General features: G+C 57.2%; 24 protein-coding genes and 2 tRNA genes. 24 read left to right on the top strand and 2 right to left on the bottom strand.

Going from position 1 to position 26,132, the window contains the following annotated elements; translation table 11 throughout:
* Nucleotides 1-174: 174 nt before the first annotated feature.
* The 5 genes from HQL76_00510 (at nucleotide 175) to HQL76_00490 (ending at nucleotide 3,419) form a co-directional block, all read left to right on the top strand.
* A complete protein-coding gene (locus HQL76_00510) occupies nucleotides 175-507 on the top strand; it encodes a nucleotidyltransferase domain-containing protein (GenBank protein MBF0107643.1) in 333 nt (110 codons plus the stop codon).
* A complete protein-coding gene (locus HQL76_00505; GenBank protein ID MBF0107642.1) occupies nucleotides 494-886 on the top strand; it encodes a HEPN domain-containing protein in 393 nt (130 codons plus the stop codon). Before HQL76_00510 ends, HQL76_00505 begins: the two co-directional genes overlap by 14 nt.
* A gap of 82 nt (nucleotides 887-968) precedes the next feature.
* Nucleotides 969-1,301 (top strand): nucleotidyltransferase domain-containing protein, encoded by a 333-nt coding sequence (locus HQL76_00500; GenBank protein MBF0107641.1) that lies wholly within the window; start codon nucleotides 969-971, stop codon nucleotides 1,299-1,301.
* Nucleotides 1,302-1,314: 13 nt separating this feature from the next.
* Complete coding sequence (locus tag HQL76_00495; GenBank protein MBF0107640.1) at nucleotides 1,315-1,683, top strand: HEPN domain-containing protein; 369 nt, start codon at nucleotides 1,315-1,317, stop codon at nucleotides 1,681-1,683.
* 197 nt (nucleotides 1,684-1,880) lie between these two features.
* Nucleotides 1,881-3,419 (top strand): hypothetical protein, encoded by a 1,539-nt coding sequence (locus tag HQL76_00490; GenBank protein MBF0107639.1) that lies wholly within the window; start codon nucleotides 1,881-1,883, stop codon nucleotides 3,417-3,419.
* 798 nt (nucleotides 3,420-4,217) lie between these two features.
* Here HQL76_00490 and HQL76_00485 read toward each other — a convergent pair.
* Nucleotides 4,218-5,423: an FAD-dependent oxidoreductase gene (locus HQL76_00485; GenBank protein MBF0107638.1), complete on the bottom strand. Its 1,206-nt coding sequence runs from the start codon at nucleotides 5,421-5,423 to the stop codon at nucleotides 4,218-4,220.
* 143 nt (nucleotides 5,424-5,566) lie between these two features.
* Between HQL76_00485 and HQL76_00480 the strand changes: the two genes are divergently transcribed.
* The 13 genes from HQL76_00480 (at nucleotide 5,567) to HQL76_00420 (ending at nucleotide 19,332) form a co-directional block, all read left to right on the top strand.
* On the top strand, nucleotides 5,567-7,174 hold the full coding sequence (locus tag HQL76_00480) for a diguanylate cyclase (protein MBF0107637.1): 1,608 nt from the start codon (nucleotides 5,567-5,569) through the stop codon (nucleotides 7,172-7,174).
* A gap of 85 nt (nucleotides 7,175-7,259) precedes the next feature.
* Nucleotides 7,260-8,105 carry a bifunctional methylenetetrahydrofolate dehydrogenase/methenyltetrahydrofolate cyclohydrolase FolD gene (folD, locus tag HQL76_00475; GenBank protein MBF0107636.1) on the top strand — a complete coding sequence of 282 codons (846 nt, stop codon included), beginning with the start codon at nucleotides 7,260-7,262 and terminating at the stop codon, nucleotides 8,103-8,105.
* A gap of 311 nt (nucleotides 8,106-8,416) precedes the next feature.
* On the top strand, nucleotides 8,417-8,761 hold the full coding sequence (locus tag HQL76_00470) for a hypothetical protein (GenBank protein MBF0107635.1): 345 nt from the start codon (nucleotides 8,417-8,419) through the stop codon (nucleotides 8,759-8,761).
* Nucleotides 8,762-9,037: 276 nt separating this feature from the next.
* Nucleotides 9,038-10,363, top strand: a complete 1,326-nt coding sequence (gene tig / locus HQL76_00465) for a trigger factor (protein ID MBF0107634.1) — start codon at nucleotides 9,038-9,040, stop codon at nucleotides 10,361-10,363.
* A gap of 183 nt (nucleotides 10,364-10,546) precedes the next feature.
* Nucleotides 10,547-11,146 carry an ATP-dependent Clp endopeptidase proteolytic subunit ClpP gene (gene clpP / locus HQL76_00460; GenBank protein MBF0107633.1) on the top strand — a complete coding sequence of 200 codons (600 nt, stop codon included), beginning with the start codon at nucleotides 10,547-10,549 and terminating at the stop codon, nucleotides 11,144-11,146.
* 66 nt (nucleotides 11,147-11,212) lie between these two features.
* A complete protein-coding gene (gene clpX, locus HQL76_00455) occupies nucleotides 11,213-12,481 on the top strand; it encodes an ATP-dependent Clp protease ATP-binding subunit ClpX (GenBank protein ID MBF0107632.1) in 1,269 nt (422 codons plus the stop codon).
* Nucleotides 12,482-12,494: 13 nt separating this feature from the next.
* Nucleotides 12,495-14,933, top strand: coding sequence for an endopeptidase La (gene lon / locus HQL76_00450; GenBank protein ID MBF0107631.1), 2,439 nt, complete (start codon nucleotides 12,495-12,497; stop codon nucleotides 14,931-14,933).
* Between the two features lie 162 nt (nucleotides 14,934-15,095).
* Nucleotides 15,096-15,368: an HU family DNA-binding protein gene (locus HQL76_00445; GenBank protein ID MBF0107630.1), complete on the top strand. Its 273-nt coding sequence runs from the start codon at nucleotides 15,096-15,098 to the stop codon at nucleotides 15,366-15,368.
* 20 nt (nucleotides 15,369-15,388) lie between these two features.
* Nucleotides 15,389-15,464: transfer RNA gene (locus tag HQL76_00440), tRNA-Val, on the top strand.
* Nucleotides 15,465-15,631: 167 nt separating this feature from the next.
* Entirely contained in the window at nucleotides 15,632-16,951 is a 1,320-nt protein-coding gene (locus HQL76_00435; protein ID MBF0107629.1) for a hypothetical protein, read from the top strand.
* Nucleotides 16,952-17,053: 102 nt separating this feature from the next.
* Nucleotides 17,054-17,130: transfer RNA gene (locus HQL76_00430), tRNA-Asp, on the top strand.
* A 173-nt stretch (nucleotides 17,131-17,303) separates the two neighbouring features.
* Nucleotides 17,304-17,921 (top strand): dCTP deaminase, encoded by a 618-nt coding sequence (gene dcd / locus HQL76_00425; GenBank protein MBF0107628.1) that lies wholly within the window; start codon nucleotides 17,304-17,306, stop codon nucleotides 17,919-17,921.
* A 28-nt stretch (nucleotides 17,922-17,949) separates the two neighbouring features.
* Nucleotides 17,950-19,332, top strand: coding sequence for a GAF domain-containing protein (locus HQL76_00420; GenBank protein MBF0107627.1), 1,383 nt, complete (start codon nucleotides 17,950-17,952; stop codon nucleotides 19,330-19,332).
* A 52-nt stretch (nucleotides 19,333-19,384) separates the two neighbouring features.
* On the opposite strand, the gene HQL76_00415 is transcribed toward HQL76_00420, so the two are convergent.
* The gene (locus HQL76_00415; protein MBF0107626.1) at nucleotides 19,385-20,443 is read right to left on the bottom strand and encodes an HD-GYP domain-containing protein; all 1,059 of its coding nucleotides are present in this window, start codon (nucleotides 20,441-20,443) and stop codon (nucleotides 19,385-19,387) included.
* 287 nt (nucleotides 20,444-20,730) lie between these two features.
* Between HQL76_00415 and HQL76_00410 the strand changes: the two genes are divergently transcribed.
* The 6 genes from HQL76_00410 to HQL76_00385 all read left to right on the top strand — a co-directional run bounded on the left by HQL76_00410 (nucleotide 20,731) and on the right by HQL76_00385 (nucleotide 26,041).
* On the top strand, nucleotides 20,731-21,546 hold the full coding sequence (locus tag HQL76_00410; GenBank protein ID MBF0107625.1) for a hypothetical protein: 816 nt from the start codon (nucleotides 20,731-20,733) through the stop codon (nucleotides 21,544-21,546).
* Between the two features lie 52 nt (nucleotides 21,547-21,598).
* Complete coding sequence (locus HQL76_00405; protein ID MBF0107624.1) at nucleotides 21,599-22,465, top strand: hypothetical protein; 867 nt, start codon at nucleotides 21,599-21,601, stop codon at nucleotides 22,463-22,465.
* A gap of 88 nt (nucleotides 22,466-22,553) precedes the next feature.
* Nucleotides 22,554-23,090, top strand: coding sequence for a hypothetical protein (locus HQL76_00400; protein MBF0107623.1), 537 nt, complete (start codon nucleotides 22,554-22,556; stop codon nucleotides 23,088-23,090).
* A gap of 147 nt (nucleotides 23,091-23,237) precedes the next feature.
* Nucleotides 23,238-24,605 carry a DNA repair protein RadA gene (gene radA / locus HQL76_00395; GenBank protein ID MBF0107622.1) on the top strand — a complete coding sequence of 456 codons (1,368 nt, stop codon included), beginning with the start codon at nucleotides 23,238-23,240 and terminating at the stop codon, nucleotides 24,603-24,605.
* Between the two features lie 86 nt (nucleotides 24,606-24,691).
* Nucleotides 24,692-25,378 (top strand): HAD-IA family hydrolase, encoded by a 687-nt coding sequence (locus tag HQL76_00390; GenBank protein MBF0107621.1) that lies wholly within the window; start codon nucleotides 24,692-24,694, stop codon nucleotides 25,376-25,378.
* A 15-nt stretch (nucleotides 25,379-25,393) separates the two neighbouring features.
* A complete protein-coding gene (locus tag HQL76_00385; GenBank protein ID MBF0107620.1) occupies nucleotides 25,394-26,041 on the top strand; it encodes a hypothetical protein in 648 nt (215 codons plus the stop codon).
* Nucleotides 26,042-26,132: the final 91 nt, after the last annotated feature.

The following is a 26,132-nucleotide window of genomic DNA, read 5'->3' as shown; positions in this document are numbered from 1 at the left end:
TGGTTGCTTCCGGAGACCGGCGGCATGGGTTGGCCCGGCAATGGTTGGCGATACTGGGGAAAACGCCGGTGATCAATGGCCAGGTACTGAGGGAAATCGGACGCTTCTCAATCCATTCGAGGAGGCATGATGGACCCGGTAATGGGAGATCATGGCACTAAAACAGAGCGCCCCATGACCATCACCGATGCCGATCTGTCCGCCTTGAGCGCCCGTATTGTGGAAACCGTCCACCCGGAGCGGATCATCCTGTTCGGCTCTCGTGCCCGGGGCGACGCTGCACCCGACTCGGACGTGGATCTGCTGGTGGTCACCACGGAAACCTACGGTCCCCATAACAGTCGCCGCAAGGTCCTGGCCCGTCTGTGGCGTTCTCTGACTCGGGTCCGAATTCCGGTGGACATCATCCTTTACAGCGTGGACGAGGTGGCCCGGTGGCGGGACACCACCAACCACCTCATCGCTCGCGCTCTGCGGGAGGGCAAGGTGCTCCATGAACGACATTGACCACGCCTGCGGCCTGCTCAAGCTGGCCCAGGCCGATCTCAAGGCCCTTTCCGGCATGCGCGATCCGGAAACGTTCACCGACGCCATTTTCGGTTTTCATGCCCAGCAGGCAATTGAAAAGGGATTGAAGGCGTGGCTGTCCATTCTTGGTGCCGCCTATCCGAAAACCCACGACCTGAACCTGTTGTTGACGCTCCTGGAAGAACGGAATCAGGAGGTGAAAGAACTGTGGGATCTCCTGGAGTTCAACTCCTACGCCGTACAGTTGCGCTACGACTGGACGCCGGAAGAGGCGCCCCTGGACCGGGAGGATGTCATCGAACAGGTGACCGCCCTGCTGGTGAGGGTGACCGGCAGGGTCGAGGGAGGGGCGTCATGATCCTTATGAGACGCCGACAGTCCGCCATGAGTGTCCGAATCGTGGAGACCGTTTGGCAGCACACCTTCCGGGGGAAATTGTAATGATCGCTACCGAAACTCATCTGGCCGCCATGGTGCGTGCCATCGTCGCCGCTGCCCACCCGGAACGCATCATTCTGTTCGGTTCCCAGGCGCGGGGCGACGCCCAAACCGATTCCGACGTGGACCTGCTGGTGATCGAAACCGAACCTTTCGGTCCCCACCGCAGCCGTTTCCGGGAGATCAACCGTCTGGAGCGGGCCATGGGGACCATTCCGGTGGCGACGGATATCCTGGTCTATTCCAGTGATGAAGTGGATCGGTTGAAATCCTCCACCAACCACGTCGTGGCCCGCGCCCTGCGGGAGGGGAAGGTGCTTCATGTCCGATCATGAAACCGCCTGGCGCATGCTGGAAGCCGCCGGTCGTGACCTGCAAGCCATTGCCAATATGCAGGACGCCGAACGCTTTCCGGATGAGATTTTCGGGTTGCACGCCCAACAGGCAGTGGAAAAGTCCCTCAAGGCATGGCTGGCCCATCGGGATCAGGATGTCCCCAGAACCCACAACCTGCGGTTGTTGCTGGTTTTGCTCAATCAGTCTGGTGAGGATGTGACCGGGGAGAGGGATTTTATCGACCTGACCGCTTTTGCCGTGCAGTTCCGTTATGAGGCATGGGACGCCGCCGATACCCCCCTGAACCGGGAAAGACTCGTCGAACAAGTGACCGATCTGTTGATGAAGGTAACCCGCATGGTCAAAGGAGGGGCGTCATGATCCTTACCGAGGCTGCGTACACCGTGATGGTTGCGGTTTCATGTCTGTATGCTCCTTCCTTCATTTCAGCAGTGCCATGATAAAATGAATCGAACAAGGTATCCTGAAATTTGCCCCTGCATCATTTTCGGCTCTGCCGGGCATCTGCATCATTTTCGGCTCTGCCGGGCATCGACTGCCATGGACCCCTTTTCCCAATGGAATTCATTCCCCTTTTCTATTCCGATCGGTTGGACATCATCAATCCGGAAGGCGATGTCGGGATGGTCACCCTGTGGTCGCCCCGTCCCCTGATCCGAAAATACCTGACCCAGGCCGGGATTGACCTTGAACGGCGGACTTCGCGCATCGCCGCCATCGGGACCCTCTACGGCGAAGGGTTGCCCGAATTGCTGCGCAATCTGGCCCATAATCCCCAGATTCGCCATTTGGTGTTGTTTGGCGTCGATCTGGGGGGATCTCGGGAGCTGGTGTTGCGATTTTTCGAGCATGGTCTGGAACGAACGACCTGTCTCGGGGCCACGGTTTTTCAAATTTCCGGCACCCGGCACAAGATCGATGATGCCCTGGGACCCGATGATTTTCGCCATCGGTTGACCGTGACCGATCTTGGCCTGCCGAAGGATGGGGCCAGCGCCGACAATCTGCGCCATTTTTTCTCTACCCTTGGGCCGCGCCCGTCCACGGTGGAGGAACGTCGCCGCGTGCCTCTTCCCACCCTGGCCATCAGTCGCTATCCTTCCGAACCGCGTTGCCATGCCATTCTGGCGCAAACACCCATGGAAGCCTGGAGGGAATTGATTTTCCGGATCTATCGTTTTGGTCATCGTGTCGATCTGGGGGGCGGAGAGGAACGGATCGAATTGCAGTCGGTCAAGGTGACCGTCGGGCAACCCCTGGAAGAATCGGAAGCGGTTCTTGCGGAGCACGGTTTTTCCCTGGAAAAATTCAAAAAGTATCAAGGGCAAATCCTCACTCCCGACCTTCCCCCGGATCAGCATTATGGCTACGGCCACCGACTGCGGCGTTATTTTGGTGCGCGGGGGGAAGATTCCCCGGTAAACGGTGATGCCCTGGAACAGGCGATCGCTTTGCTTCGGGCAAACCCGGAATCGCGGCATGTCTATATTTCGCTATGGGATACCACCCGGGATTTTCTTTCCGTCAACGAAGGACATCCCTGTCTTGTCTCGCTTTTTTTCCGCAAATTTGACCAGCATCTGACGCTGACCGCAACCTTTCGCACCCATAATGCCCTCCGGGCCTGGCCTGAAAACGTCTATGGGTTGATCGCCATTCAACGCAAGGTCGCCCTGGCCATTCCCATGACTCCCGGGGCGATCACCATCATCAGCCATTCCCTGAGCATCGATCCCAAGGGAAACGCCCATGAACGGGCCCGGACCATCCATGAATTTCGCCGTGGGGAACGACTGCATCCTGACTATTTCATTCCCGACCCCCATGGTGACTTCCTGGTAACGGTCGATGAGGCGCAGGGGAGGATCGTCGTCGAACATCGTTTCGAGGGACAACGCCTGACCCGTTATACCGGTTCCAGCGCCCTCGAACTGGAGCGGCAACTGGTGGCGGACATGGCCCTTTCCGACATCGCCCATGCGCTCTATCTGGGCAGGACGCTCGCGCATGCCGAAGAGCGGCTGCAACGCCTGGGGAAACGGCGCATCGATGAGAAAAATCGACAAAAGGTGGAAGAAGGGGGGGAAGGTTTCTAAATTTCTGGCACAAGCATTGCTTGTTGACAGGTATTACCCCTCTCTCTCTCTGGCCCGATGGCTGTAGCTGCCGGGCCATTTTTTTTTCTTTTTTTTCGATGTTTGGGATGCGGATAATAAAAAAACACTTAATAGACAATGACATATTGAAAAATCGCACCCCCTCTGGATCAATGCCAACGCCCCGTCGAAAATTGATAAAATATGTGACAAATCGTCAGGGTGATGACACCTGCCAGCAATCAATGTGACGCATCATCGCCGCTTCATGCAAAAAAAGAGTATCGTGGAGGGGCAGGGTATTGACATTAATGGAAGTTTGCCTTAAACAATTCATGCGCTCTTTCCGGCATGGGATCGTTGGTGCAGCCAGGTCGGATTGAACACATGGTTGGAGAATGATTGGTTCAGGTGCCTTCTTTCCAATGATTCTTGACCAGGATCAAGGTGGGAGATGCCCTTGTTCGACCATGTTTATGAACACTTGCTAACATTTCTCCCGAGGATTTATTTTCAACCGGAGAAGGCGGTGGCGGAAAAGACCATCGATCGGATCAAACCTGCCAACGGAAAGGCGTTTCTGGATCATGTTCAAGTGCAAAACACCTTTGCAGTGTCTCCATCGGCGTAAAGTGATCGCCAATGTTGTCATGACGTTGGTGGCGGCGTTGGGCGGGTGGTTGGTGGTTTGGGGGATGATCAGCCACGCACCGTGATGGACGGTCGTTTCCGGTTCCGGGAAAGACCGGGGCGCCGGGCAAGGACCGTCGAAGAGGGGTCGAAGAGGGGCTGATGCGATCATGCCATGAGTTTTTCCATCTGGTCGCAGAGGTAGCGGGCGAACGGGATGGCACAGGTGAATCCCGGTGAAACGGCGTTGAGGACGTGAAAGGAGTGTTGGTCTCCCTCATGGTGAAAATCCATGACCAGGGAGTGATCGCTCAGACGGATCAGTTGGGCGCGTATGCCTGGAGGTCCCCAATGCCAAGCATTGACTGGTCCGGGGGGGGTGGCCAGGGGTGTTGCCTGGCGGAGCATTCCCCGTTTGTGGAGCTTGCCCAACTCGTTCCAGGCCAGATGGCGAAATCCGAAGGAGTTGTTGAGGAACAGGCGACTTTCGCGGAGAAAAATATCCATCATTTCAAGAAGATCAAAGCGAGAAAAACCCTGATAGTGTTCGCGCCACAGGGCGGGAATGGCGGTAGGACCGATCTTGAGGCCGCCATCGACGGTCACGGTATAATGGACGCCGAGGAAAGGGTTGTTGAGATTGGGAACCGGATAAAGATGGGTGCGTAACGATGGAGCGATTTTCGCAGCCAGTTTCAGGTACAGCCCCTTGAAGGGAAGGATGGCCATGTCCTGGGAAAAGCCGAAGGCCCGGGCGATCCGGTCGGCGTACAGGCCGGCGGCATTGATGCAATAACCACACGTCATTTCTGTTTGGCCGATGCGGATGCCCGATCGGGTGCGTCCAAGAAAAGGGGCGCCGTAGTGAAGGTCGATTCCTTTGGCTCTGGCATCGCCGGTCAGGGAACCCAGGACGATTCGGGGATCCACGACCGCCGTGGCCGGGGAATGGAGGACTGCCAGGAGATCGTTCAATGCCGGTTCCATGGCGCGGGCCTGGGCGAGGTCGAGCGATTCCAGGGTTACTCCGTTGTGATGGGCCCGCTTTTTCAAAAGTTCGATCCCCGGCAAGTCCTGTTCCGTAACGGCGACTACCATTTTTCCACAACGACGGATCGGCAGACCGCGCTCCAGACAATACTCGGTCAGGACGCGGTTTCCCTCCAGGGTGAAACGGGCCTTCAGGGTGTCGGCGGGATAGTAGAAACCGGCGTGCAGGACGCCGCTGTTGCGACCGCTGGCATGCCTTCCCCCCTGATCCTCCTTGTCCGCCACCGCGATTGAAGCCTTGGGAAAGCGCTCCCGCAAGGAAAGAGCGATGGCCATGCCGATGATTCCGGCGCCGATGATCAAAAAATCGTAACGGGTTGTCATGGGGGGGCTCTTTTGGCAGGGTCGGGGAAATATAAATTTCACTTTAATTCTTGTTTGTTTTTAAATCATTGTTTTCCAAGAACGATATGTCGTAAAATTTCTTATCGACGCATTCATGTTTTCTTTTGCGATGGTCAATAAAAATGTTGAAATATCGATTTTTGCGCAACAGTTTTCTGCTGTCCTTTCTGGTGACGATCCTTGTGCCACTCTATGCCATTTTCATCGCCTTTCCCAGTTTTTCCATTCTGTTGACGGAACAGACGGAGCGGTCCGCGGTGCGCATCGCCACCCATCTGCAACGGTTGATCACCGTCGATGCCGACGGTATTCATCCGCTTTCGGTTGGGTTCGTGGAGGAGATGAAAAAAATCGCCGATGATTTTGGGTTGTATAAATACCGTCTGTTCGACTTTCGTGGTGAAATCATCCATTCCTCGGATCAACGTGAAATAGGAGAGGTCAACCGTCACGATTATTTCCAGGATATTGTCGCCAAGGGGCAGCATCTGACCCGTACCGTCACCAAGGAGAAGAACTCTCTGGAGGGGGAAAGGATTCCCATCGATGTTGTCGAGACCTACGTTCCGGTCATGTTCCAGGGTCGTTTTGTTGGGGCTTTCGAGATTTATTTCGAGACGACGGAAGATCGGAAAAGGATGGATTGGATGGTGTTGCAGGGTTCGGTGATCATGGTTGGGTTGAGTTTGGCGTTGACTGCGCTTGTGCTGCTGGTTCGTCGTTCGGTGGTGCAACCGATTGCCCGGGTCACCAATGCCATGACCCGGATGGCGCAGGGGGATCTGGAGCACCGGGTACCCGTTGTGGGACAGGATGAAATCGGGGACATGGCCAGGATTTTCAATCAGATGTGTCAGCAGTTGCATCATGCCCATTCGGGCCTCAAGCAGGAGCGGGACAAACTCAACACCATTCTGATTGGCGCGCGCGAGGGGATTGTCTCGACCGATTCTTCCGGGGCGGTGGTGTTGGTCAATCCGGCGGCGGAGACGCTTTTGGGAAAAACCAGGCAGCAGATCATCGACGATGGTTTTTTCTATATCCTCGATGACCCCGAGTTCGTTTCGACCTCGGTACGGCGTTCGAGTATCGATGTCCCGACCACGGTCGTTTACAATCAAAAGGTTCTCAACGTCCATGCCGCCACCATTCACGATGGCGGGGGCGGGTTGGTTGGATCGATGGCGTTGCTGCGCGATGTGACTTCCGAGAAACAGTTGGAGGAGAAGCTGCGCAGTCTTTCCTATACCGATGCCTTGACGGGTTTGCTCAATCGGCGTCGTTTGGACGAATTGTTGTACAGTGAATTCGGTCGTGCCGATCGATATGGTCACAATTTCGGGTTTTTGATCATTGACGTCGATCATTTCAAGCGTTTCAATGATGAATATGGACATGACCAGGGAGATCGGGTTTTGATCCACCTGGCCCAGGCGATGAAGAGTCATTTTCGTTCCGTGGATAGTTGTTGCCGTTATGGTGGCGAGGAGTTTGCCGTCATCCTTCCCAATACCCAGCCGCAACAGGTTTTCGAGGCGGCGGAGCGGTTTCGACAGAAAATTGCCCAGAGTGAAGTGGACGGGTTGCAGGTGACGGTGAGCATTGGTATTTCCAATCATGTTCATTGTTCGAATCTTGAGGCGTTGGTCAAGGAGGCGGACCGGGCGTTGTACCGGGTCAAGCAGGGGGGGCGCAATGGGGTGTTTCTGGCGCAACCCGGATCGGGGTGAATGAATTATTGAGAGAAAAAAGGGGTCTGGGGGCAATCCCCCAGTCTTTCCACGACATGGAATTAATTTTTACAGGATGAAGTTGATGGCGATGATTCTGGATGGAAAAAAATTGGCGGGCGATATTCGCGGAGGTCTGGCCAGGGAGGTCGCGGCGCTGAAGGAAGAACGAAACATCGTTCCTGGTCTTGCCGTGGTGTTGGTGGGCAACAATCCCGCATCCGAGGTCTACGTGCGGATGAAAAAGAAAGCCTGCGCCGAGGTCGGAATCGACTCGTTCGCACACGAACTCTCCGCCGATACTTCCGAAAAACAACTTCTCGAATGCGTGGCGACTCTCAATGAAGATCCACGGGTCCATGGAATCCTGGTTCAATTGCCGCTGCCATCCCAGATTCGCGAGGCCCGGATTATCGAAGCCATCGCCCCCGCCAAGGACGTGGATGGGTTTCATCCTGCCAACGCAGGTCTTCTGGCGATTGGTCGTCCCGGTCTTCGCCCTTGCACTCCGTTGGGGGTGATGGCCCTTATCGAGTCTGCCGGGGTCGATTGCGCCGGAAAACACGCCGTCGTTCTCGGTCGTTCCAACATTGTCGGCAAACCGGTCGCGATGTTGCTGTTGCAGGCCAACGCCACCGTGACCCTGTGCCATTCCCGAACAAGGAATCTGGATCGGGTCGTGGCCCAGGGAGAAATTGTCGTTGCCGCCATCGGTCGGCCTCGATTCGTCCCGGGAGAATGGATCCGGGAGGGAGCCACCGTCATCGATGTCGGTACCAACAGGCTTGCCGATGGATCCCTTTGCGGTGACTGCGATTTTGCCTCCGTTTATCCCCGGGCGGGCGCCGTGTCCCCCTCTCCGGGAGGGGTCGGTCCGATGACCATCGCCATGCTGCTGGCCAATACCGTCCAAGCGGCCCGTTCCGTGTGAACAGACCTGAGTCGTGACGGAAGGCGTGGTCACCGGGAAGTGGCATCGGATCGACAATCATGGGACGTTTTTCCTACTGTCCGGTCCCTGCCTCTGTTATGATGCGGCAACTCAAGTCAAAGTGGATTTCAAGGGTGGATTCTCCTGCCGTCGGCATAGGACGGGGAGGGGCTGCCTTGACTTTCCATAATTATGCCATTACACTTTCATTAAAATGTGGTCACGAAATCGTCGAATTTTTCAAGCCACCCCGATTTCAGCGAGGATTGTCTTTCTGACGTCGGGAGACCGAACAAAGGAGTCACGCCGCCATGCCATCGATCGGTGAACTGTCCAGCCCCGTCCTGCAGAATGCCAATGGCCCAATGCTTAATTTTTTTGCCGGAGATGTCGGAAAACTGGCCCAGGGGACCAAGACGGCCAACAATGAAGCCCGGGTGACGCCGCGTGAAAAAGCGGATGATGTCCAGCAGGCGAGCCGAAATCCCCGCACCACCCCGCCCGAACTTGCCGGAGAGACCCGGCGGTCGAGCCGCAATGCCCATTTCACTCCGGCGCAGGATTCGGCGGAAATCCGTGCCAATGCCCGCGCCGCGCGCAATCCTCCCTCTGTTCCCGGCGGTGCGCACCTGGGGAGTGTGGATATTCTCGCCTGAACGGGTTGACACCCCGCGGATTGAAGCGCCTGAGTTCCAGGAGAAGACAGGCCGCGCCGCAACGACCCATTCCGTCTTGTGCCCCCCGAAGGGACGGGATGGGTCGCACGATCCGGAGGTGGGAAGAATTCTTTTTTTCAAGATAATGGCGTGTCGGGCTTGGACCACGGTGCCCGAAGGGAAGATAAATGCCCTTGTTGTCACGATTCCGTTGAAAATACAATTCCGGAAGGTTATTCTGAATTTTCCAGCAACGACCAGCCAAAGCAAGAATACATGGAAGTCACCATCGAAGAAAAAGCCACGTTTGATCGGGAACTGAAGTTTGTCCTGCCGTCGGCGGAAGTGGACCGGCGGATCGACCAGGAACTTGCCCGACTCGCCACCACGGTTCGCCTGCCCGGGTTTCGTCCCGGCAAGATCCCGAGAAAGATTCTCGAATCGCGTTTCAAGGATCACCTGACCAGTGCCATCGCCGAGGAATTTTTTCGCGAAAGTTTTCCCGAAGCCTTGACGCGGCACAATCTGAATCCGGTCGATCAGCCGGAATTGTCCTTCGGGACGCTGGAACGGGGCAGGGAGTTTTCCTTTACCGCCAACATTCAGATTTTTCCGACAATCGAACCGACCGGCTATACCGGCCTGTCCCTGAGCCAGCCCAAGGTGGATATTACAGGGGAGGACATCGACAGGGTATTGGGCGAGATCCAGTCGAGTCACGGACGTTTCGATGCGGTTCCCGGACGGGAGGCGGTTACCGGGGATCAGGTGGTCATGGACTTCGAGGGGTTCATCGACGGTGCTCCTTTTGCCGGTGGCAAGGCGGATAAGTATGTCTTGGAATTGGGGAGTGGACAATTCATTCCCGGTTTCGAGGATCAACTGCTGTCAGCCCGGGGGGGGGACCGTCGCGAGGTGAAGGTCACCTTTCCTTCCGAATATGGAAAAAAGGAACTGGCGGGGAAGGATGCGGTGTTTCAATGCACCGTTCATGAGGTCCGTGTTCCGGTCAAGCCGGAAATCGACGATGAACTGGCGCGAAAGGCAGGTGTTGCCGAGGGGGGATTGGTCCGGCTCAGGGAAATGATTCGGGAACGGTTGGAACAGGATGTCCGGGTCGCGGTGGAGAAGAAGGTTCAAACGGGTGTCCACGAGGCTTTGCTCAAGGCCAATGTGTTCGAGATTCCAAGCCGTCTGGAGGAACGTCAGCGCAGGAACATGCTGGCCCAGATGAAACGGGATTATCAGGCCCAGGGGATTGATGTCTCGCGAATGGGGCTTGATGACGCCCGGTTGCTGGGTCTTTTTGGCGATTCGGCGGGAGACCAGGTGCGTTTGGAGCTGCTGCTGGCGCGTATCGCCGACAAGGAAAAGGTCGAAGTGGACGAAACCCGGGTCGAGGATCGGTTGAATGAAATGACCCTGGCCTTTGGGGATCGGTCCGCCGAGGTGCGGCGCATGGTGCGGGACAATCGGGAACGGATGGATTCCTTGCGCCACGCGGTGCTTCAGGAGATGGTGATCGAGTGGATCGTCAAAAACAGCACGGTGACCCAGGAACCCTGTACCCTGGATGAACTGATGGGTGGCAAGCGACGCTGAGGTGGGAAAAGTCTGCCGATGGGGATCCTTTTTCCCGGGCAACAGGAACGCCCAGGGATCGGTCATCGCGGAGAGACTGGCGGGAGTCGGTTGTCAGGGGTGGATTCTGTTCGATGGGGACAGGTTGTGTTGACAGGGATTCATTGGTTCGAATCCTGCAATGGGAACGTTGTGAGGTGATGGATGAACCTGGTTCCAATGGTGGTGGAAACCACCAACCGCGGTGAGCGGGCCTACGACATTTATTCGAGGCTCTTGAAGGAGCGTTTGATTTTTCTGATTGGCGCCATCGACGACAACGTCGCCAATCTGGTGGTTGCGCAGCTTTTGTTTCTGGAGTCGGAGAATCCGGAGAAGGACATCCACCTGTACATCAACTCTCCCGGAGGGCATGTCACGGCAGGCTTGGCCATTTATGATACCATGCAGTTCATCCGTCCCGATGTCGGCACCTTGTGCCTGGGTCAGGCGTCGAGCATGGGGGCGGTATTGCTGGCGGCCGGAGCTGCGGGCAAACGCCTGGTTCTTCCCAATTCACGGGTCATGATCCACCAGCCTCTGGGAGGCTACCAGGGGCAGGCGACCGAGGTCGAGATTCATGCCCGGGAAATGCTCAAGGTTCGGGAACGTTTGAACGGGATTCTGGTCAAGCATACCGGGCAACCGCTGCGTCGGATCGCCAAGGATACCGAGCGGGACTATTTCCTGAGCGGTCAGGAGGCTTGTGACTACGGGCTGGCCGACAAGGTGATCGAAAAAAGGGAGGCACCACCGGATCGATGACGGGGCGGTGTCACGTTCAACGCCCCGTCGCGGATGGAAGACGGCACTTTCAGATCGAGAGACATCATGGCGAAGAAAAGATCGGAATCAGGAAGCGTTCTTCATTGTTCCTTTTGCGGCAAGACACAGCATGAGGTACGCAAGCTCATAGCCGGACCGTCCGTGTTTATATGCAATGAATGCGTCGATCTTTGCCAGGACATCATCACCGAGGAGAAGGGGCCGGGCAAAGAGGACAAGCGCAAGATCGGGATTCCGACGCCGCTGGAAATCAATGAGATCCTCGACGACCATGTCATCGGCCAGGAGCATGCCAAGAAGGTCCTGGCGGTTGCGGTCTACAATCATTACAAGCGGTTGGGGGTGGACGTCGGCGGCAAGGACGAGGTGGAAATCGCCAAGTCCAACATATTGCTTGTCGGTCCCACCGGATCGGGCAAGACGTTGCTGGCGCAGACCCTGGCGCGTATTCTCGACGTTCCCTTCACCATCACCGATGCCACGACCCTGACCGAGGCGGGATATGTGGGCGAGGATGTGGAAAACATCATTCTGCGGCTGTTGCAGGCGGCGGACAATGATGTCGAGAAGGCGCAGAAGGGGATCGTGTTCATCGACGAGATCGACAAGATCTCGCGCAAGTCCGACAATCCCTCGATCACCCGCGATGTTTCGGGGGAGGGGGTGCAACAGGCGCTGTTGAAGATTATCGAAGGGACGGTCGCCAACGTGCCACCCCAGGGGGGACGCAAGCATCCGCAGCAGGAATATCTTCAGGTAGACACCTCGAACATTTTGTTCATTTGCGGTGGGGCGTTCAACGGCCTGGGCAAGGTGATCGAGCGTCGCTCCAACAAGCATCACGGCATTGGTTTTGGCGCGGAGGTCAAGTTTACCGCCGGGGACCGGGAAATCAACGATCTTCTGCCGCTTCTGGAACCGGAAGACCTGATCCAGTTCGGTCTGATTCCCGAGTTCGTCGGTCGGTTGCCGGTGATTGCGACCCTGACCGACCTGGATGAGGCGGCATTGATCCGCATTCTGGAGGAACCCAGGAATGCCCTGATCAAACAGTATCGGAAACTCCTGGAACTCGAAGGGGTCCGGCTGACGATCACGGCGGACGCGGTCAAGGCGGTGGCCGGCAAGGCGGTAAAACTCAAGACCGGCGCCCGCGGATTGCGGGCAATCCTGGAAACGGTTCTGCTTGATGTCATGTACAATGTACCGTCACTGCCCGATGTTCGGGAAGTGGTGGTCAATCAGGAAGCCATCGACAACGAAGCCAAACCTCTGCTGATCTATGAAGAGCGACAGATGGAGGCCCAGGCTTGAGAAAGGCCACACCATGATCACGTCACCCGGCGCACTGGCCAACACCGTTCGCATTGCGGTTCTGCCATTGCGTGATATTGTCGTCTTTCCGCAGATGATCGTACCTTTGTTCGTGGGACGGGATCGGTCGATACGGGCGCTGGATGCGGTGACTGCCAAGGAGGAGGACCGCAAGATTCTGCTGGTCACGCAGAAAAATCCTGCCACCGATACCCCCGAGGATGCCGACGTCTATGACATCGGTGTCGAGGGATCGATTCTTCAGGTTTTGAAATTGCCTGACAATACGGTCAAGGTGTTGGTGGAGGGGAACCGGCGGATGCGCATCAAGCGTTATCTGCAATTCGAGCCCTATCTTCTGGTGGAGGCGGAAGGGATTCCGACCAAGGCGGGCAATCAGACCGAGACCCGCGCCATCATGCGCACGGTGGTGGCGCAGTTCGAGGCCTACGCCAAACTGAACAAGAAGCTCGCTCCGGAAGTGTTGATGACCTTCCAATCGCTGGAGGACCCGGAACGTCTTGCCGACATTGCCGCGACCCATATCAATCTCAAGGTTCCCGACAAGCAGGAGTTGTTGGAACTGGACACGGTGTATGACCGCCTGGAACGGTTGCTGCTGGCATTGGAGCAGGAAATCGATGTATTGCAGGTGGAAAAACGGGTTCGCGGGCGTGTCAAACGGCAGATGGAAAAAAGTCACCGCGATTATTATCTGAACGAACAGATGAAGGCGATCCAGAAGGAGCTTGGCGATCGCGATGACGACAAGGATGAATTGAACGATCTGGCCACCCGCATCAACGAGGTGGGGATGACGGAGGAGGCCAAGGCGAAGGCGGAAGGGGAGCTCAAGAAACTCAAGCAGATGGCGCCTATGTCCGCCGAGGCGACGGTGGTGCGCAACTATGTCGATTGGCTGGTTTCGCTTCCCTGGAGCAAGTCCACCGAACTCAAGCATGATCTCAAGGAGGCGGAGGAGATTCTCGAAGAGGATCACTGGGGGCTGGAAAAGGTCAAGGAACGGATTCTGGAACAGTTGGCGGTGCAACAGAAGGTCAAGAAGATCAAGGGACCGATTTTGTGCCTGGTGGGTCCTCCGGGGGTGGGCAAGACGTCGCTGGCCAAGTCGATCGCCCGGGCCTCGGGGCGGGAATATGTCCGGATGTCCCTGGGGGGAATCCGCGACGAGGCGGAAATTCGCGGCCATCGCCGGACCTACATTGGTTCGTTGCCGGGAAAGATCATCCAGTCGATGAAGAAGGCGGGTTCCAACAATCCTCTTTTTCTGCTCGACGAGATCGACAAGGTCGGTTCCGACTACCGTGGCGACCCTTCTTCGGCCTTGTTGGAGGTTTTGGATCCGGAACAGAACAATACCTTCAACGATCATTACCTGGAGGTCGATTACGATCTTTCCCAGGTGATGTTTTTGACGACCGCCAACAGTCTCAACATTCCCCGGCCTTTGCTCGATCGGATGGAGGTGATCCGTCTGGCGGGCTACACCGAGCAGGAGAAGTTGCGCATTGCGTTGAAGTATCTGATTCCCAAGCAAATGGAGGCGCATGGCCTTGAGGATGGGGAGTTTCATCTGTCCGAGGGGGGGATCATCGACATCATCCGTTATTATACCCGCGAAGCGGGGGTGCGGAATCTGGAGCGTGAGATCGCCAGCCTGTGCCGCAAGACGGCGCGAATCCTTCTGACCGAGGAGGGGCGTGTCGGGATGACCATTGGCGCCAAGGGCTTGGGCAAGTTCCTGGGGGTCAAGAAATATCGTTTTGGCTTGGCGGAAGAGACCGATCTGATCGGGGTCACGACGGGACTGGCGTGGACGGAAGTGGGTGGGGAACTGCTTTCCATCGAGGCCTCGATTCTCGATGGCAAGGGCAAGCTGACCATTACCGGCAAGCTGGGGGATGTCATGCAGGAATCGGCGCAGGCGGCCATGACCTACGCCCGTTCCCGGTCGAAGGACTGGGGGATGATCGGGGATGATTTTTTTCAGAAGCATGATTTTCACATTCACGTCCCCGAAGGGGCGACTCCCAAGGATGGGCCTTCGGCGGGAATCGCCATCACGACGACCATTGCCAGCATCCTGACCGGCATCCCGGTGCGCAAGGATGTCGCCATGACGGGGGAAATCACTCTGAGGGGGCGGGTGTTGGTCATTGGCGGGCTCAAGGAAAAACTGCTGGCGGCGCACCGCGCCGGTATTCGCCATGTGCTGATTCCCCATGAAAATGTCAAGGATTTGAAGGAAATTCCCCTGTCGATTCTCAGGGACATCGAGGTCCATCCCGTCAATCACATGGATGAGGTGTTGAAAATGGCCCTGATCCGTGAAATAGCGACGGTCAAGAGTGGGGAACCGGTGGAAAAGGTGGCTCCAGCCGTTCTTCCCGAGGAAATCGCCCATGTGGACCCCCCTTCCATTACCCACTGAGTCACTTGAGAGCAACACTTGACACCAGACGCCCTTGCGTTTTATACCAACCGTAAGTACAAGACTGGAATGGTCTTTATGCCGCCATTCACACGTCGGACCATAACGGGGGCTTCTTTGTTGGGGCCAATCATTGAGGACAAAAATGGGGAGGGCTGACCTTTGAACAAAACCGAACTCGTAGATGCCGTGGCTGCCAGGACGGGGCTGACCAAGGCCCAATCCTCGGATGCCATCGACGCCGTTGTGGGTGCCATCGAGGGGGCCTTGAAGGGGGGCGATCAGGTCAGCCTGGTGGGCTTTGGGACATTCAGCGTGTCGGAGCGGGCTGCCCGTACCGGACGCAATCCGCGTACTGGGGCCGAAATCCAGATCCCCGCCGCCAAACAACCAAAATTTCGCCCCGGCAAGGGATTGAAGGACGCTGTCGCCTGAGGTCGAGGTCCAGGGCGCAGGGGCGGATAGCTCAGCCGGGAGAGCATCGGCCTTACAAGCCGGAGGTCACAGGTTCAAACCCTGTTCCGCCTACCACTCTTACACTCAATAGAGAAGTGGCCCAAGAATGTCTGGGCCGTGAGCGATCAAGGGGTGCCGTTCGAGGCCCAGTTGGAGAACGAGACCCAGGGGGTCTACCATGGATATCCCATGCCTGAGGGAGATCCTTTTCGCCGCGAGGCTCTGGAACGTTGGGGTAAGTCGTGAACGCTTCCCTTGTCATTGAACCTCGGTGGTTGACTCCGGATCACGGTTCCGATCCGATTTGTCATACGTCCGCGCATTTGTACGTTCGCGTCAATGGTCATCTGGCAACAAAGGTTTTCAATGATTGGACCCGGACGGTCGAAGAGTCGGTCCCGCTTTCTGCCTACCCACTGGCCTTGTGGCTGGTATCTTCCTGGTGGCGGCTGCATTGGGAGTCGCTGTCGGAACAGCGGTCCGATGTCGGTTGGCGTCTGGCGCACGAAATGCGTGGCGCGGGTCATGGTTTCCTTTGGCCTCCTCTTCGGTTTGAACCGGACGGTGCCATGGTCACCGTCCGATGCACCCCTCCCGATCTGGATGTCCCCGAACCCATTCGATATTTGAACCGATTCGTAACATCCATGCCGGTTGCCGGTTTTACCGAGGGCATTGCGACGTTTATCCAGACCGTCATCGACCGCCTGGAAGATTCGGGAATCCGCGAAACACCGTTGCGGATGCTGTGGCGGGAGGTGACCGGAGAACGAGTCGATCCGGAAACGGCTGCGTATCGCAGAATGGAAGCCTTGCTGGGGTGGGAGTCTGACGAAGCGCCGGATGATGTCATGGATGATTTTCAGGGGCTCTCCCTGGAAGCGGGTCCGGAGGCTGTCATCGAGGTTGCCGCCGCATGTGCCGGTATGCGACCTGGTGAACTTCTGAAGGGAATCCGGAGGGGGACTGCTGATACATCCGGCGTTCCGGTCCGCCTTTCTGAATTATTCAAGCTGCGGGATGAACTGTCGGGAATGCCTGGGGCCGCGGATCCTCCCTGGAAAAGGGGTTGGGATTGGGCGCAGGCATCACATCGGCGGTTGGGCCTCGATTCGAGGCCCGTCACGAGTGGTTGTTTGACGCAAATCATGGAGTTCACGGAACGGGAATTGAATGGCAAGGAGGCCCCCATGGCCGGTGCCCCTTTGGGTTTGGCGATCAAGGGGGAAGGCGAGCAGCGGAGTCGTCTTTTCTTTCGGAGCAAAAGTTGCACGGAAAGGCGTTTCGAGGTCGCTCGATGGATGGGTGATGCGTTGATGGCACCGTCCGGCGATCGATGGTTGCCTGCCACCGATGCCAAAACGGCGCGACAAAAAATGCAGCGGGCCTTCGCCGCCGAATTCCTGGTTCCCATCGAGGCACTGAAGGAGTTTCTGGGCGGGGCGCTTGCGGATGAGGAGCGTATTGAGGAGGCCGGGGAGCATTTCAGTGTTTCGCCATTGACGATCCGAAGCCATCTGGCCAACCATCGCCTGGTTCCCTGGCCGGACAATTACCTTTGAAGTACACGTCGATCCAAAAGGTGCTACCGCGGCCAATCTTTCTTGAAATGAGCCTTTTTGCCTTGCGGATTGATGGAACGATCGCTATAGTCTCGATTCAACGGGGGCGTAGTTCAGCTGGTTAGAATGCCGGCCTGTCACGCCGGAGGTCGCGGGTTCAAGTCCCGTCGCTCCCGCCATCATCGGATTGCCACCATCGTCATCGAAGTTTCGCCCATTCTTCCCATCCAGATAAAGATGGAGCAAGAAAATTCTCGGCGCGGAAAAGATCAAGCAGATTTCCCAGCAGGCCAGCCCAGGACTCCCGTCGATGATTGCGGTTTCGTGGTAACGATAAATTCGGGAACATTCCGTGCGATTATCCGATCGGGACATTCTGGCGGCCATGAAACAGGGACGGATCGTCATCGATCCCCTCCCCACGGAGGAATGTTTTGGATCGTTTTCGATTGATGTTCGTCTGGGCAACGTTTTTCAGACATTTCGCCATATCAAGATTCCCTTCCTCGACCTTTCCGATCAGGAAAGCCTGTGCCATGTGGCTCGGGAGGGGATGGAACGGCTGGTCATCGAGGGACAGGAACAATTTTTTCTGCATCCGGGTGAATTCGCTCTGGGGATGACCCGCGAGCGGGTCCGCATCGCCGACGACCTGGTCGGTTGGCTCGATGGCAGGAGCAGCCTGGCCCGGGTCGGACTGATGGTTCACATCACCGCCCATTCCATCGATCCCGGTTGGGATGGCCATATCACCTTCGAATTTTTCAATGCCGGACGCCTTCCTCTGGCGCTCAAACCGGGATTGCGCATCGGCGCCATCTCCTTTGAAACCCTCTCTTCCCCGACCGATCGTCCCTACGGAGACAAAAAAGGGGCCAAATATTTTCGTCAGGATACCCCCCTTTCCAGCCGTATTCACCAGGAATCCCGGGAACTTGAAACACATGACAAATCAGAAATCCATGAATGACCATCATTTTCTATTTGATTCATGATCCGTGGAAACGTCACAATGGGGTCGGGGCGAATACGAAGGGACAATCACCATCGACGTGGATGATCAGGCCATGCACGAGGAATCGATCGCAGGGGAGACCCAGGAGATGATCATGACGGTTCAGCAGATCAATGTGATCATCAACCGCTTGCTGCAATTGTCCCTGGAGCCCTTGACCCTGGTCGAATATCTGGACGAGGTCATCTATGTGTTGACGGCGGCGCCGTGGTTGCCGATCGAAGACCGGGGGGCGATCTTTCTTTGGGACGACCGGGAAAGGCAGCTGCGCCTGGCAGCGCACGTCAACATGAGTCGCGACCAAGTGAATCTGTGTCAGAACCTTGCTTTGGGTCAATGCCTGTGCGGGCAGGCGGCGATGACCCGCCAGATGATCGTTTCCGAGCGGGTGGACGCGCAGCATACCCTCCATCCGCAAGGACGGGAGGAGCACCGGGATTGCTGCATACCACTGGTTACCGAGGAGTCCCTTCTCGGGGTGTTGCACCTCAATCCGGTTCCGGGATGGCAGTTCGATGAACAGGAAATGACCTTTTTTCGTGCCATTGCCAGCACCATTTCCAGTGCCATCATCCGTTTCAATCAGGAAGAACAACTGACCCAGGCCAAGATCAAGGCCGAGGAGGCTTCCCGTCAGTTGGCGCGGCAACACGAAAAACTCCTAGAGGCCGATCGGTTGCGGGCCTCGGTGGAGCACATCACCCGCCATGATCTGAAAACACCCTTGGCGGGGATCGTCAGTTTTGCCGACATGCTTCTGGAGCATACCAATCTGGACGAGAACACCCGCAGGGGCTTGGAAATCATCCTGGATAGCGGCTATCGCGCCCTGCACATGGTCAATCTGTCGTTGTACCTGTTCCAGATGGAACAGGGGACCTATAAATTGAATCCGGAACTCATCGACATGATTGCGGTGATCCACCGGATTCTCAGGGAACTGGCCCAGCAGATCCAGCGGGCCAAGGCGACCATGGAGATCACCCTTGATGGACAGCCCGTGGCGAAAGGGGATCGGTTCATCTTTTTCGGGGAGGAGCTGTTGGTCTATTCCATGATGGCCAACCTGGTCAAGAATGCCGTCGAAGCCGCCCGTCCCGGAGAGAAAATCACGATTGCCATGACCACGACGTCGGACAAGGCGCGGGTGACGATTCACAATGCCCAGGCGGTCGATCCCGGCATTCGGGATCGGTTTTTCGAGAAATTCGTCACCTTCGGCAAAAAATTTGGCACCGGGCTTGGAACCTACTCGGCCAGGCTGATCGCCGAAACGTTGAAGGGAAGCATCGCCATGACCAGTTCCGAGGAGGAGGGGACGACCTTGACCATCGAACTGCCCCGTCCTGGATCGACCGGCCTGTAATCTGGGCATTTCGTGGCAGAGGCGATACCGTCGGGTGTTTGCCGTGTCGGCATCAGTGTTCCGGGTGCGGCAGGGCCGACTCTGGATCGATGCCCCAATCTTCGGGTTGCTCGCCGGAGATGATGACATATCCTTGTTGTTTGTCGCGCCATTCCATGAGATCGACCTCGCGGGGCTCGATCGTTTTTTTGTCACGTGCGTCCACGAGGAGACGGACCCTGGGATAGAGCAGGTGATTGCGATTGGTCTGGACGACCAATCCGATCAACTGGTTTTCCAGGCGTACCACCGATCCGACCGGAAAAATTCCGATGTGACGGATGAAAATCTGGACCAGTTCGGGGCTGAGTTGTCCGCGGATGGACATTTCGTGGATTTTCTTGAGGGCATTGGTGGCGGCCCAGGCCCTGCGGTAGGGACGGTGGGAGGTCAGGGCGTCGTAAATATCGACGATGGCGGAAAGTTGTTGGATCCGGGTGTATTTTCCCTGGGCATGGTTCAGGGAATATCCGGAACCGTCGAGGCGGGTATGATGGCCCCCGGCGATCAACAGTGCAAGGTCGGGAACGCCCGGAGTGCGCGCCAGCAGGCGATGGCCGAGTTCGACATGTTTTTGCACCTGACGAAATTCATACTCGGTGAGTTTGGTCGGTTTGTTGTAGATGTCCTCGGGAATGCGCACCATGCCGATGTCATGCATCATCCCGCCAATGCCGGAGGCGATGATGGCGTTTTCCTCGAAACCGAGCGACCGGGCGACCGCCATCAGGAACACGCCGACGTTGACCGAATGTTGAAACAGGTAGTCGTCGCGCCGTTTGATCAGGCTGAAATTGAGCAGGGCATCATCGTTGTTGAGCAGGGATTCCATCATTTTCCCGGTGAGGTCGTGGATGGGTTTCATGACGACCTTGCGTCCCATCCGGGCATCTTCCAGGGCGCTGGCGACAAGTTTCTTTGCCAGTTTCTTGATCTCGGCCGCCTTGTTCGACTCCTCGCTCAGGTGGACGCTGGGGGCGACAAAGGGTCGGGATTCCGCGTCGTCCAACAATTCCTTGAGCTGCGCTTCGAGCTGCTGTTGAACGGTCTCTTCGATCGGGGTTGTTTCCATGGTTTCTGGCTCTGGGCTGTTTTTCGGCGGATGTCATCAGATTACATGATATTTTCTTTCCCCAGAATGGTTTTTTCCAGGATGGGTCAATTTCTGTTATTGAACGGGTGATCACTTGGACGCAAGGAAATGTCAAGGAAATTGACGGGTGTTGGAGCGATCGTGCCGGAACGTGGGAGGTCGGGGAACTGGTTTGATTGTTGCATGATTCGCGGGCAAGAGCACGTGGAGGACATGCCTTGATCCCGGATCGGACCGGATCGTGGCGATAACCAGGGGATGCACACATGACGAGACGAAACCAACTGATTTTCCAGGTGACGGCATCGGCGATCATGTTGGGGATGATCATGACGGCGGCGGTTGCCAGTCCGCTGCATCGCAAGGGGTGCGAGTTTCCCTATCCCGGGGTCGAGGTCTGCTGGGAGGCGACGGCGGGGTTGGGGACCAGTCATGCCCCCTTCGATGAATTGCACATGCTGCCCATTTCGCGCACCATCGCCGGGCAGGAAGAGATCCTGGAGGACTATACCCGGGACGTATTCAAACAGTTGATGCCGGGAAATCTGGCGGAATACCTGGTACCCGAATGGGTCCCTGTCTATAATCTGGAACAGGCCCTGGTTCGGAGCAGGGAAGGGGGGTGGCCGGCGGTTCTGTGGATTTCACCGCGGATCCTGAAGAACAGCAGTGCCGCGGGTCCCGGAGTGGTGGATTGGGATGTCTATATCGTTTCGCGGGGACAACTGGTCCGCAATCTGCGGATCCGGGTCTCCTCGGCGCCGGTGGCGCGTGATGACGCGGCGGAGAAGGGAATCACCATGGGCACGATCATGGTGGCCTCGGGGGCGGCTTCCTCGGGGGGATTCATCGGCGCGGCAGCCGCGACCGCGGCGGTCGTGGGAACGGCCAATGCCAAACCTCCGGAAACCGGAAAGCCTCTGGAATTGATGACCGAACTGGCGACGCGGCAGCTTCTCTTCCTGGCCCAGTTTCCCATCGAAACATTGAATTTTCCCGGCGCCCCGCTGCCGCCCAAGGAGGATATGCCGGCCATGGACCGGGTTCACGGTTGGTTCAGGAAAGCCTTCGCGGCCAAATGAATCATGACCCGGTGGCGGTGCCGGGACAATCACTCGGAACAGGTGCAAGGACGTGTTCAAATCGGTCAAGAATCTGGTATGGGCTTTCGATGCCGAGTGGGTTCCCGATCCAGATGCGGGACGGGTGCTCTATGGGTTGGCGGATGATCTGGATGATGCGTCGATCATGCGGGAGATGTGGCGCCGCAATGGCGCGACCGATGAGGATCCCACCCCCTACCTCAAGACGGTGATGTGCCGTCTGGTATCGATTGCCATGGTGCAGCGACAGGCCCATCGCGATGGCCGGGTGCAACTGCGGCTTCTGGCGTTGCCGAAGGCCGAGGGCGGACACCGTGTCGAAACCTCGGAGCGGTCGATCGTCGAAACATTCCTCGGGGCTTTGGGGGATCGGCAACCGCAATTGGTGGGATTCAATTCCTTGGCGGCGGATTTGCGGATTCTCGTGCAGCGGGGGATCATTCACGGCCTTCATCTGCCCGGCTTTGCCCGTCGCCCCAACAAGCCCTGGGAAGGGGTCGATTATTTTGTCAAGGGGGGGGAATGGCATGTCGATCTCAAGGACCATGCCGCTCCGGGTTGGGGACCGGGGACGCCTTCGTTGCATGAACTGGCGGTGTTGTCGGGAATACCCGGCAAGATGGATACTCATGGTGACGATGTACCGCGGTTATGGCTCGAAGGCCGACTGGAGGCGATCATCGCCTACAACGAATTCGACGCCTTGACGACCTATCTGATCTGGTTGCGGATGGGCCATCTCATTGGATTGTTCGATGCGGCGCAATATGCCAGGGAACAGGATATGGTACGGGAATTGATCCGGACAGAGGGGGTGGGAAGACCGCATCTGCTGGACTATCTGTCGGAGTGGGAACGTTTGTCGGCCCTGGGTCGGCGCACTGGAGGGGCCGGTTGAACCGGGGCCATTTCGGCGCGGTTCGGTGAGGCGATTTCGCTGCATTCGTATTGACGGCGGGCGATAAAATGGTTATCTGTGTCTGGCCATGAAAGAAAATCTTGCAAGAGAAAAAGCCCGGGTGGTGCAGCGCCTTCTGGAACATGAAGGTCGGGTGATGCTGTGTCTGGATGCCACCTGTCAGGGGGTGGAGGTTCCGCGCCGCTTTGCTTCGGATCCTGGCCTGATGCTGGTCATCAACGTCAATATGCCCCAGCCCATCGAAATCGGGCCGGTGGCCATCGAGTCGGAGCTTCGTTTTGGCGGCATACCTCATTATTGCATCATCCCCTATACCGCCCTTTGGAGCGCCTTCAATCCCGATTCGGGGCATGGTGTCCTGTGGCAGGAATCCATTCCGCCCATCATCCGTCAGCAGCATGGCGCCTATCCGACGGGGCCACTCAAGCCTTTGCCGGATGACGACCAGTGGCCGGTCAAGGGCCAGCCGCAACAGCACGCCTCCGGGTCCTCCGAAGTGTCCAAAGGGGGGCCGACCCTTACGGTAATCGAAGGCAGTGGTGGTACCAACCCGCCGGAACCGGGACCGGGCAGGTCGCGACCAAAGCTCCGGGTGGTCAAATAACCCGAATAACCCGAAGCGTCGGGTCGGTTGCCGGTACATCCATGGACTGGACCGGATAACGGACGGTTGGGGCGTGATGTTCAGCTGCGAACTCGGGGAATACCGCCTTTTCCCGAATCTTCTCACCATTCCGATTGCCCAGGGTCCATGAGCCGGGAAAAAGACAAACCACAATTTTTCTGTGAATCCTGTGGCGCTTCCTCGGTGCGCTGGGAGGGCCGTTGCGGTGTGTGCGATGCCTGGAACACCATCAAGGAATTTCGTCCGGGTTCGACGGGTGGCGCCCGGCGCAAGGGGGGACCGGTCGTGGCGGCACGGCCACAACCATTGTCCGAGGTCCGGTCGGAGGAATCGTTCAAACGGTTGATCGGTTCCGGTGCGGAGCTGAATCGGGTATTGGGGGGCGGTCTGACCCCTGGTTCGGTGGTGTTGGTGGCGGGCGACCCGGGTATTGGCAAATCGACCCTGCTCATGGAAACCCTGGCGGGGTTTTCCCATTCCTGGCCGGTTTTGTATGTTTCCGGAGAGGAATCGGTGGAACAATTGAAACAACGGGGCGATCGTCTCGGGGTGAAGGGCGAACGGTTTCCGGTCCTGATGGAAAACCGTCTGGAGGTTGTGCGGCAGGCGGTGGAGGAGGTCGGGCCTGAAATTCTGGTTGTCGATTCGATTCAGACCCTTGCCAGTGAATCGTCGCCGTCGGCGGCGGGGACGGTCAATCAGGTCCGGGAATGTGCCGGGCAGTTGATTCATCTGGCCAAGAACCGCAACATGGCGGTGTTTCTGGTGGGCCATGTGACCAAGGATGGCCAGATCGCCGGACCGCGGGTTCTGGAACACATGGTGGATACGGTCCTTTATTTCGAGGGGGAGCGGGGACATGATTACCGTATCCTGAGGGCGGTCAAGAACCGTTTCGGTCCCTCCAATGAAATCGGCGTCTTCGAGATGACGCAAAGCGGGTTGAAGGAGGTGGCCAATCCTTCGGAGTTGTTCCTGTCGGAGCGGATTCGGGGTGCGGCGGGGTCGGTGGTGTTTCCGGGGATCGAGGGGACCCGTCCGGTCCTGGTGGAGATTCAATCCTTGGTGGCGCCGAGCGTTCTGCCGCAACCGCGGCGCAACACCCTGGGATGGGATCCCAATCGTCTGGCGATGTTGACGGCGGTTTTGGAAAAACGGTCGGGTCTGGGATTTCACAACCATGACATCTTTTTGAACATTGCGGGTGGATTTCGGGTGACGGAACCGGCGGCGGACCTGGCGGTGGCGGCGTCGTTGTTCGGATCGTTGAAAAATCTGAGCCTTGATCCGGCCCTGGTGGTCATCGGCGAGATTGGTTTGGGGGGAGAGGTGCGTGCGGTGCGTCATGTTTCGACCCGTTTGCGCGAAGCGGAAAAATTGGGCTTCGAGCGGGCGTTGTTGCCGGAAAAGTGCATGAAACATGTTGCGGAGACCCAGAAAATGACTTTGATTGCGGTATCCTCGGTGACGGATATGTTTCGGCGGCTGCCGTGAGGGGGAGATGGCGGGAAAATGATTGAAAGAAAAAAGGGGTCTGGAGGATTTCCCCCAGGGTTTTTGTTTTTCTCCGTAAGGATTTCATGTTTGTTTTTCTGGATATAGGATTTACCCTCATGGGCGGTCCGTCCGAGGGACCGGGGCGACGGTTGCTGCGCCACCTGGGGTTGCCGGATTCGGCCAAAACGGAGCTGAACCGACTGTTGTTCGAAAGTTTTTTTGCCGATCCCGCCGAACTGGCCCAGGGGCTTTCACGGCGGTTCGATGTCCATGGCATCGATCCTTTTCCGATCGTGGCCGATCTGTGGCGACGGCAGGTGGATGAAGCCGATCCTCTGCCGGGATCACGGGAGGGGCTTCGGCGGCTGCGGGACGCGGGGATTCCCTTTGGTTTCGTCACCAACATCTGGGAACCGTTCCTGGCCGGATTTGCCCGATTGTTTCCCGAGGAATACCAGGACTGCCCTCTTTTCGCCTCGTGCCGCCTGGGGTGTTCGAAACCGGACCTCCAACTTTATCGGAAGGCCCTGAGCCATACCGGAATCGATCCTCGGGATGCCGTCATGATCGGCGATACCTACGAAAATGATATTGCCCCGGCCCGGAAACTGGGGATGAAGACCATCTGGGTTCTCAGTCGCCCCGAGAAGGAACGAAGCGATCTGATTGCCGTCTTGAATAAAACGATGCCGCCTCCGGATCGGACCGTGGCGGGAATCGACCAGTTGCGCACCGAGATGATCGAAGCGCTTTGGTCGATTCATCGATAGAGCGGGAGTTCAACCATGAAGATAACCCGTATCGAAACGTTCGACGAACAAGAATTGCTCGCCCGTCTTGCGACGACCCGATTGCGCGGTCATGGTCAACCCCTGATCTACGCCCGTTCCCGCCTGGAACTGGTGCGTGGGGTTGATCCGCGGACCCTGTTTCCGGCGCAACGTTACGTACTCGACGCCGACCACCGAACGATTGTCGATCTGCATCGTCTCTTTCTGGAGCGGGGCATCGATCTTTTTGCCCTGGAAGGGGGATTGTGGTTCTGGCTGGCCCGTTCCGGAATTTCTTCGCAAGAAGAGGGTCCCATTCCCTTCATTCCCCCCATCGTGGAAATGTCACGCGAACCGGATGGACGTACCCTGCCCTTGATCAACGATGGCATGCATCGTGTCCATGCCGCGATGACGCTGGGGCAGAGGATCAACGTGGTCCTGGTCCACGAAGTTCCCCCCGAATATCCCTATTATGCCTTTGCCTTGCCCAATGGTTGGGCCGACGTATCCATCCTGCCGCAACTGCCGGATCATTTCGTCAAGAAAACCTACCGTGATCCTGAACAGTACAAGGCGTTGTTCCGCGAGTTTAACGCCGTTTTCGAGGGGGTTCAGAAAGAGCGCAAGAAAAGCAATCCGAATACCTTGAATCCGGGGTAGGCGGGGACGACCGGACGGACCTTGCGGTCTTTTCGATTCTCGTACACATTGAAATGGCGCGACTGATGGTGTTTCATGCATGAGATGGAAT

The organism is Magnetococcales bacterium (assembly GCA_015228815.1).
In the GTDB taxonomy this organism is placed as follows: Bacteria; Pseudomonadota; Magnetococcia; order Magnetococcales; family UBA8363; genus UBA8363.
This window is presented reverse-complemented; position numbering and strand designations above follow the sequence as displayed.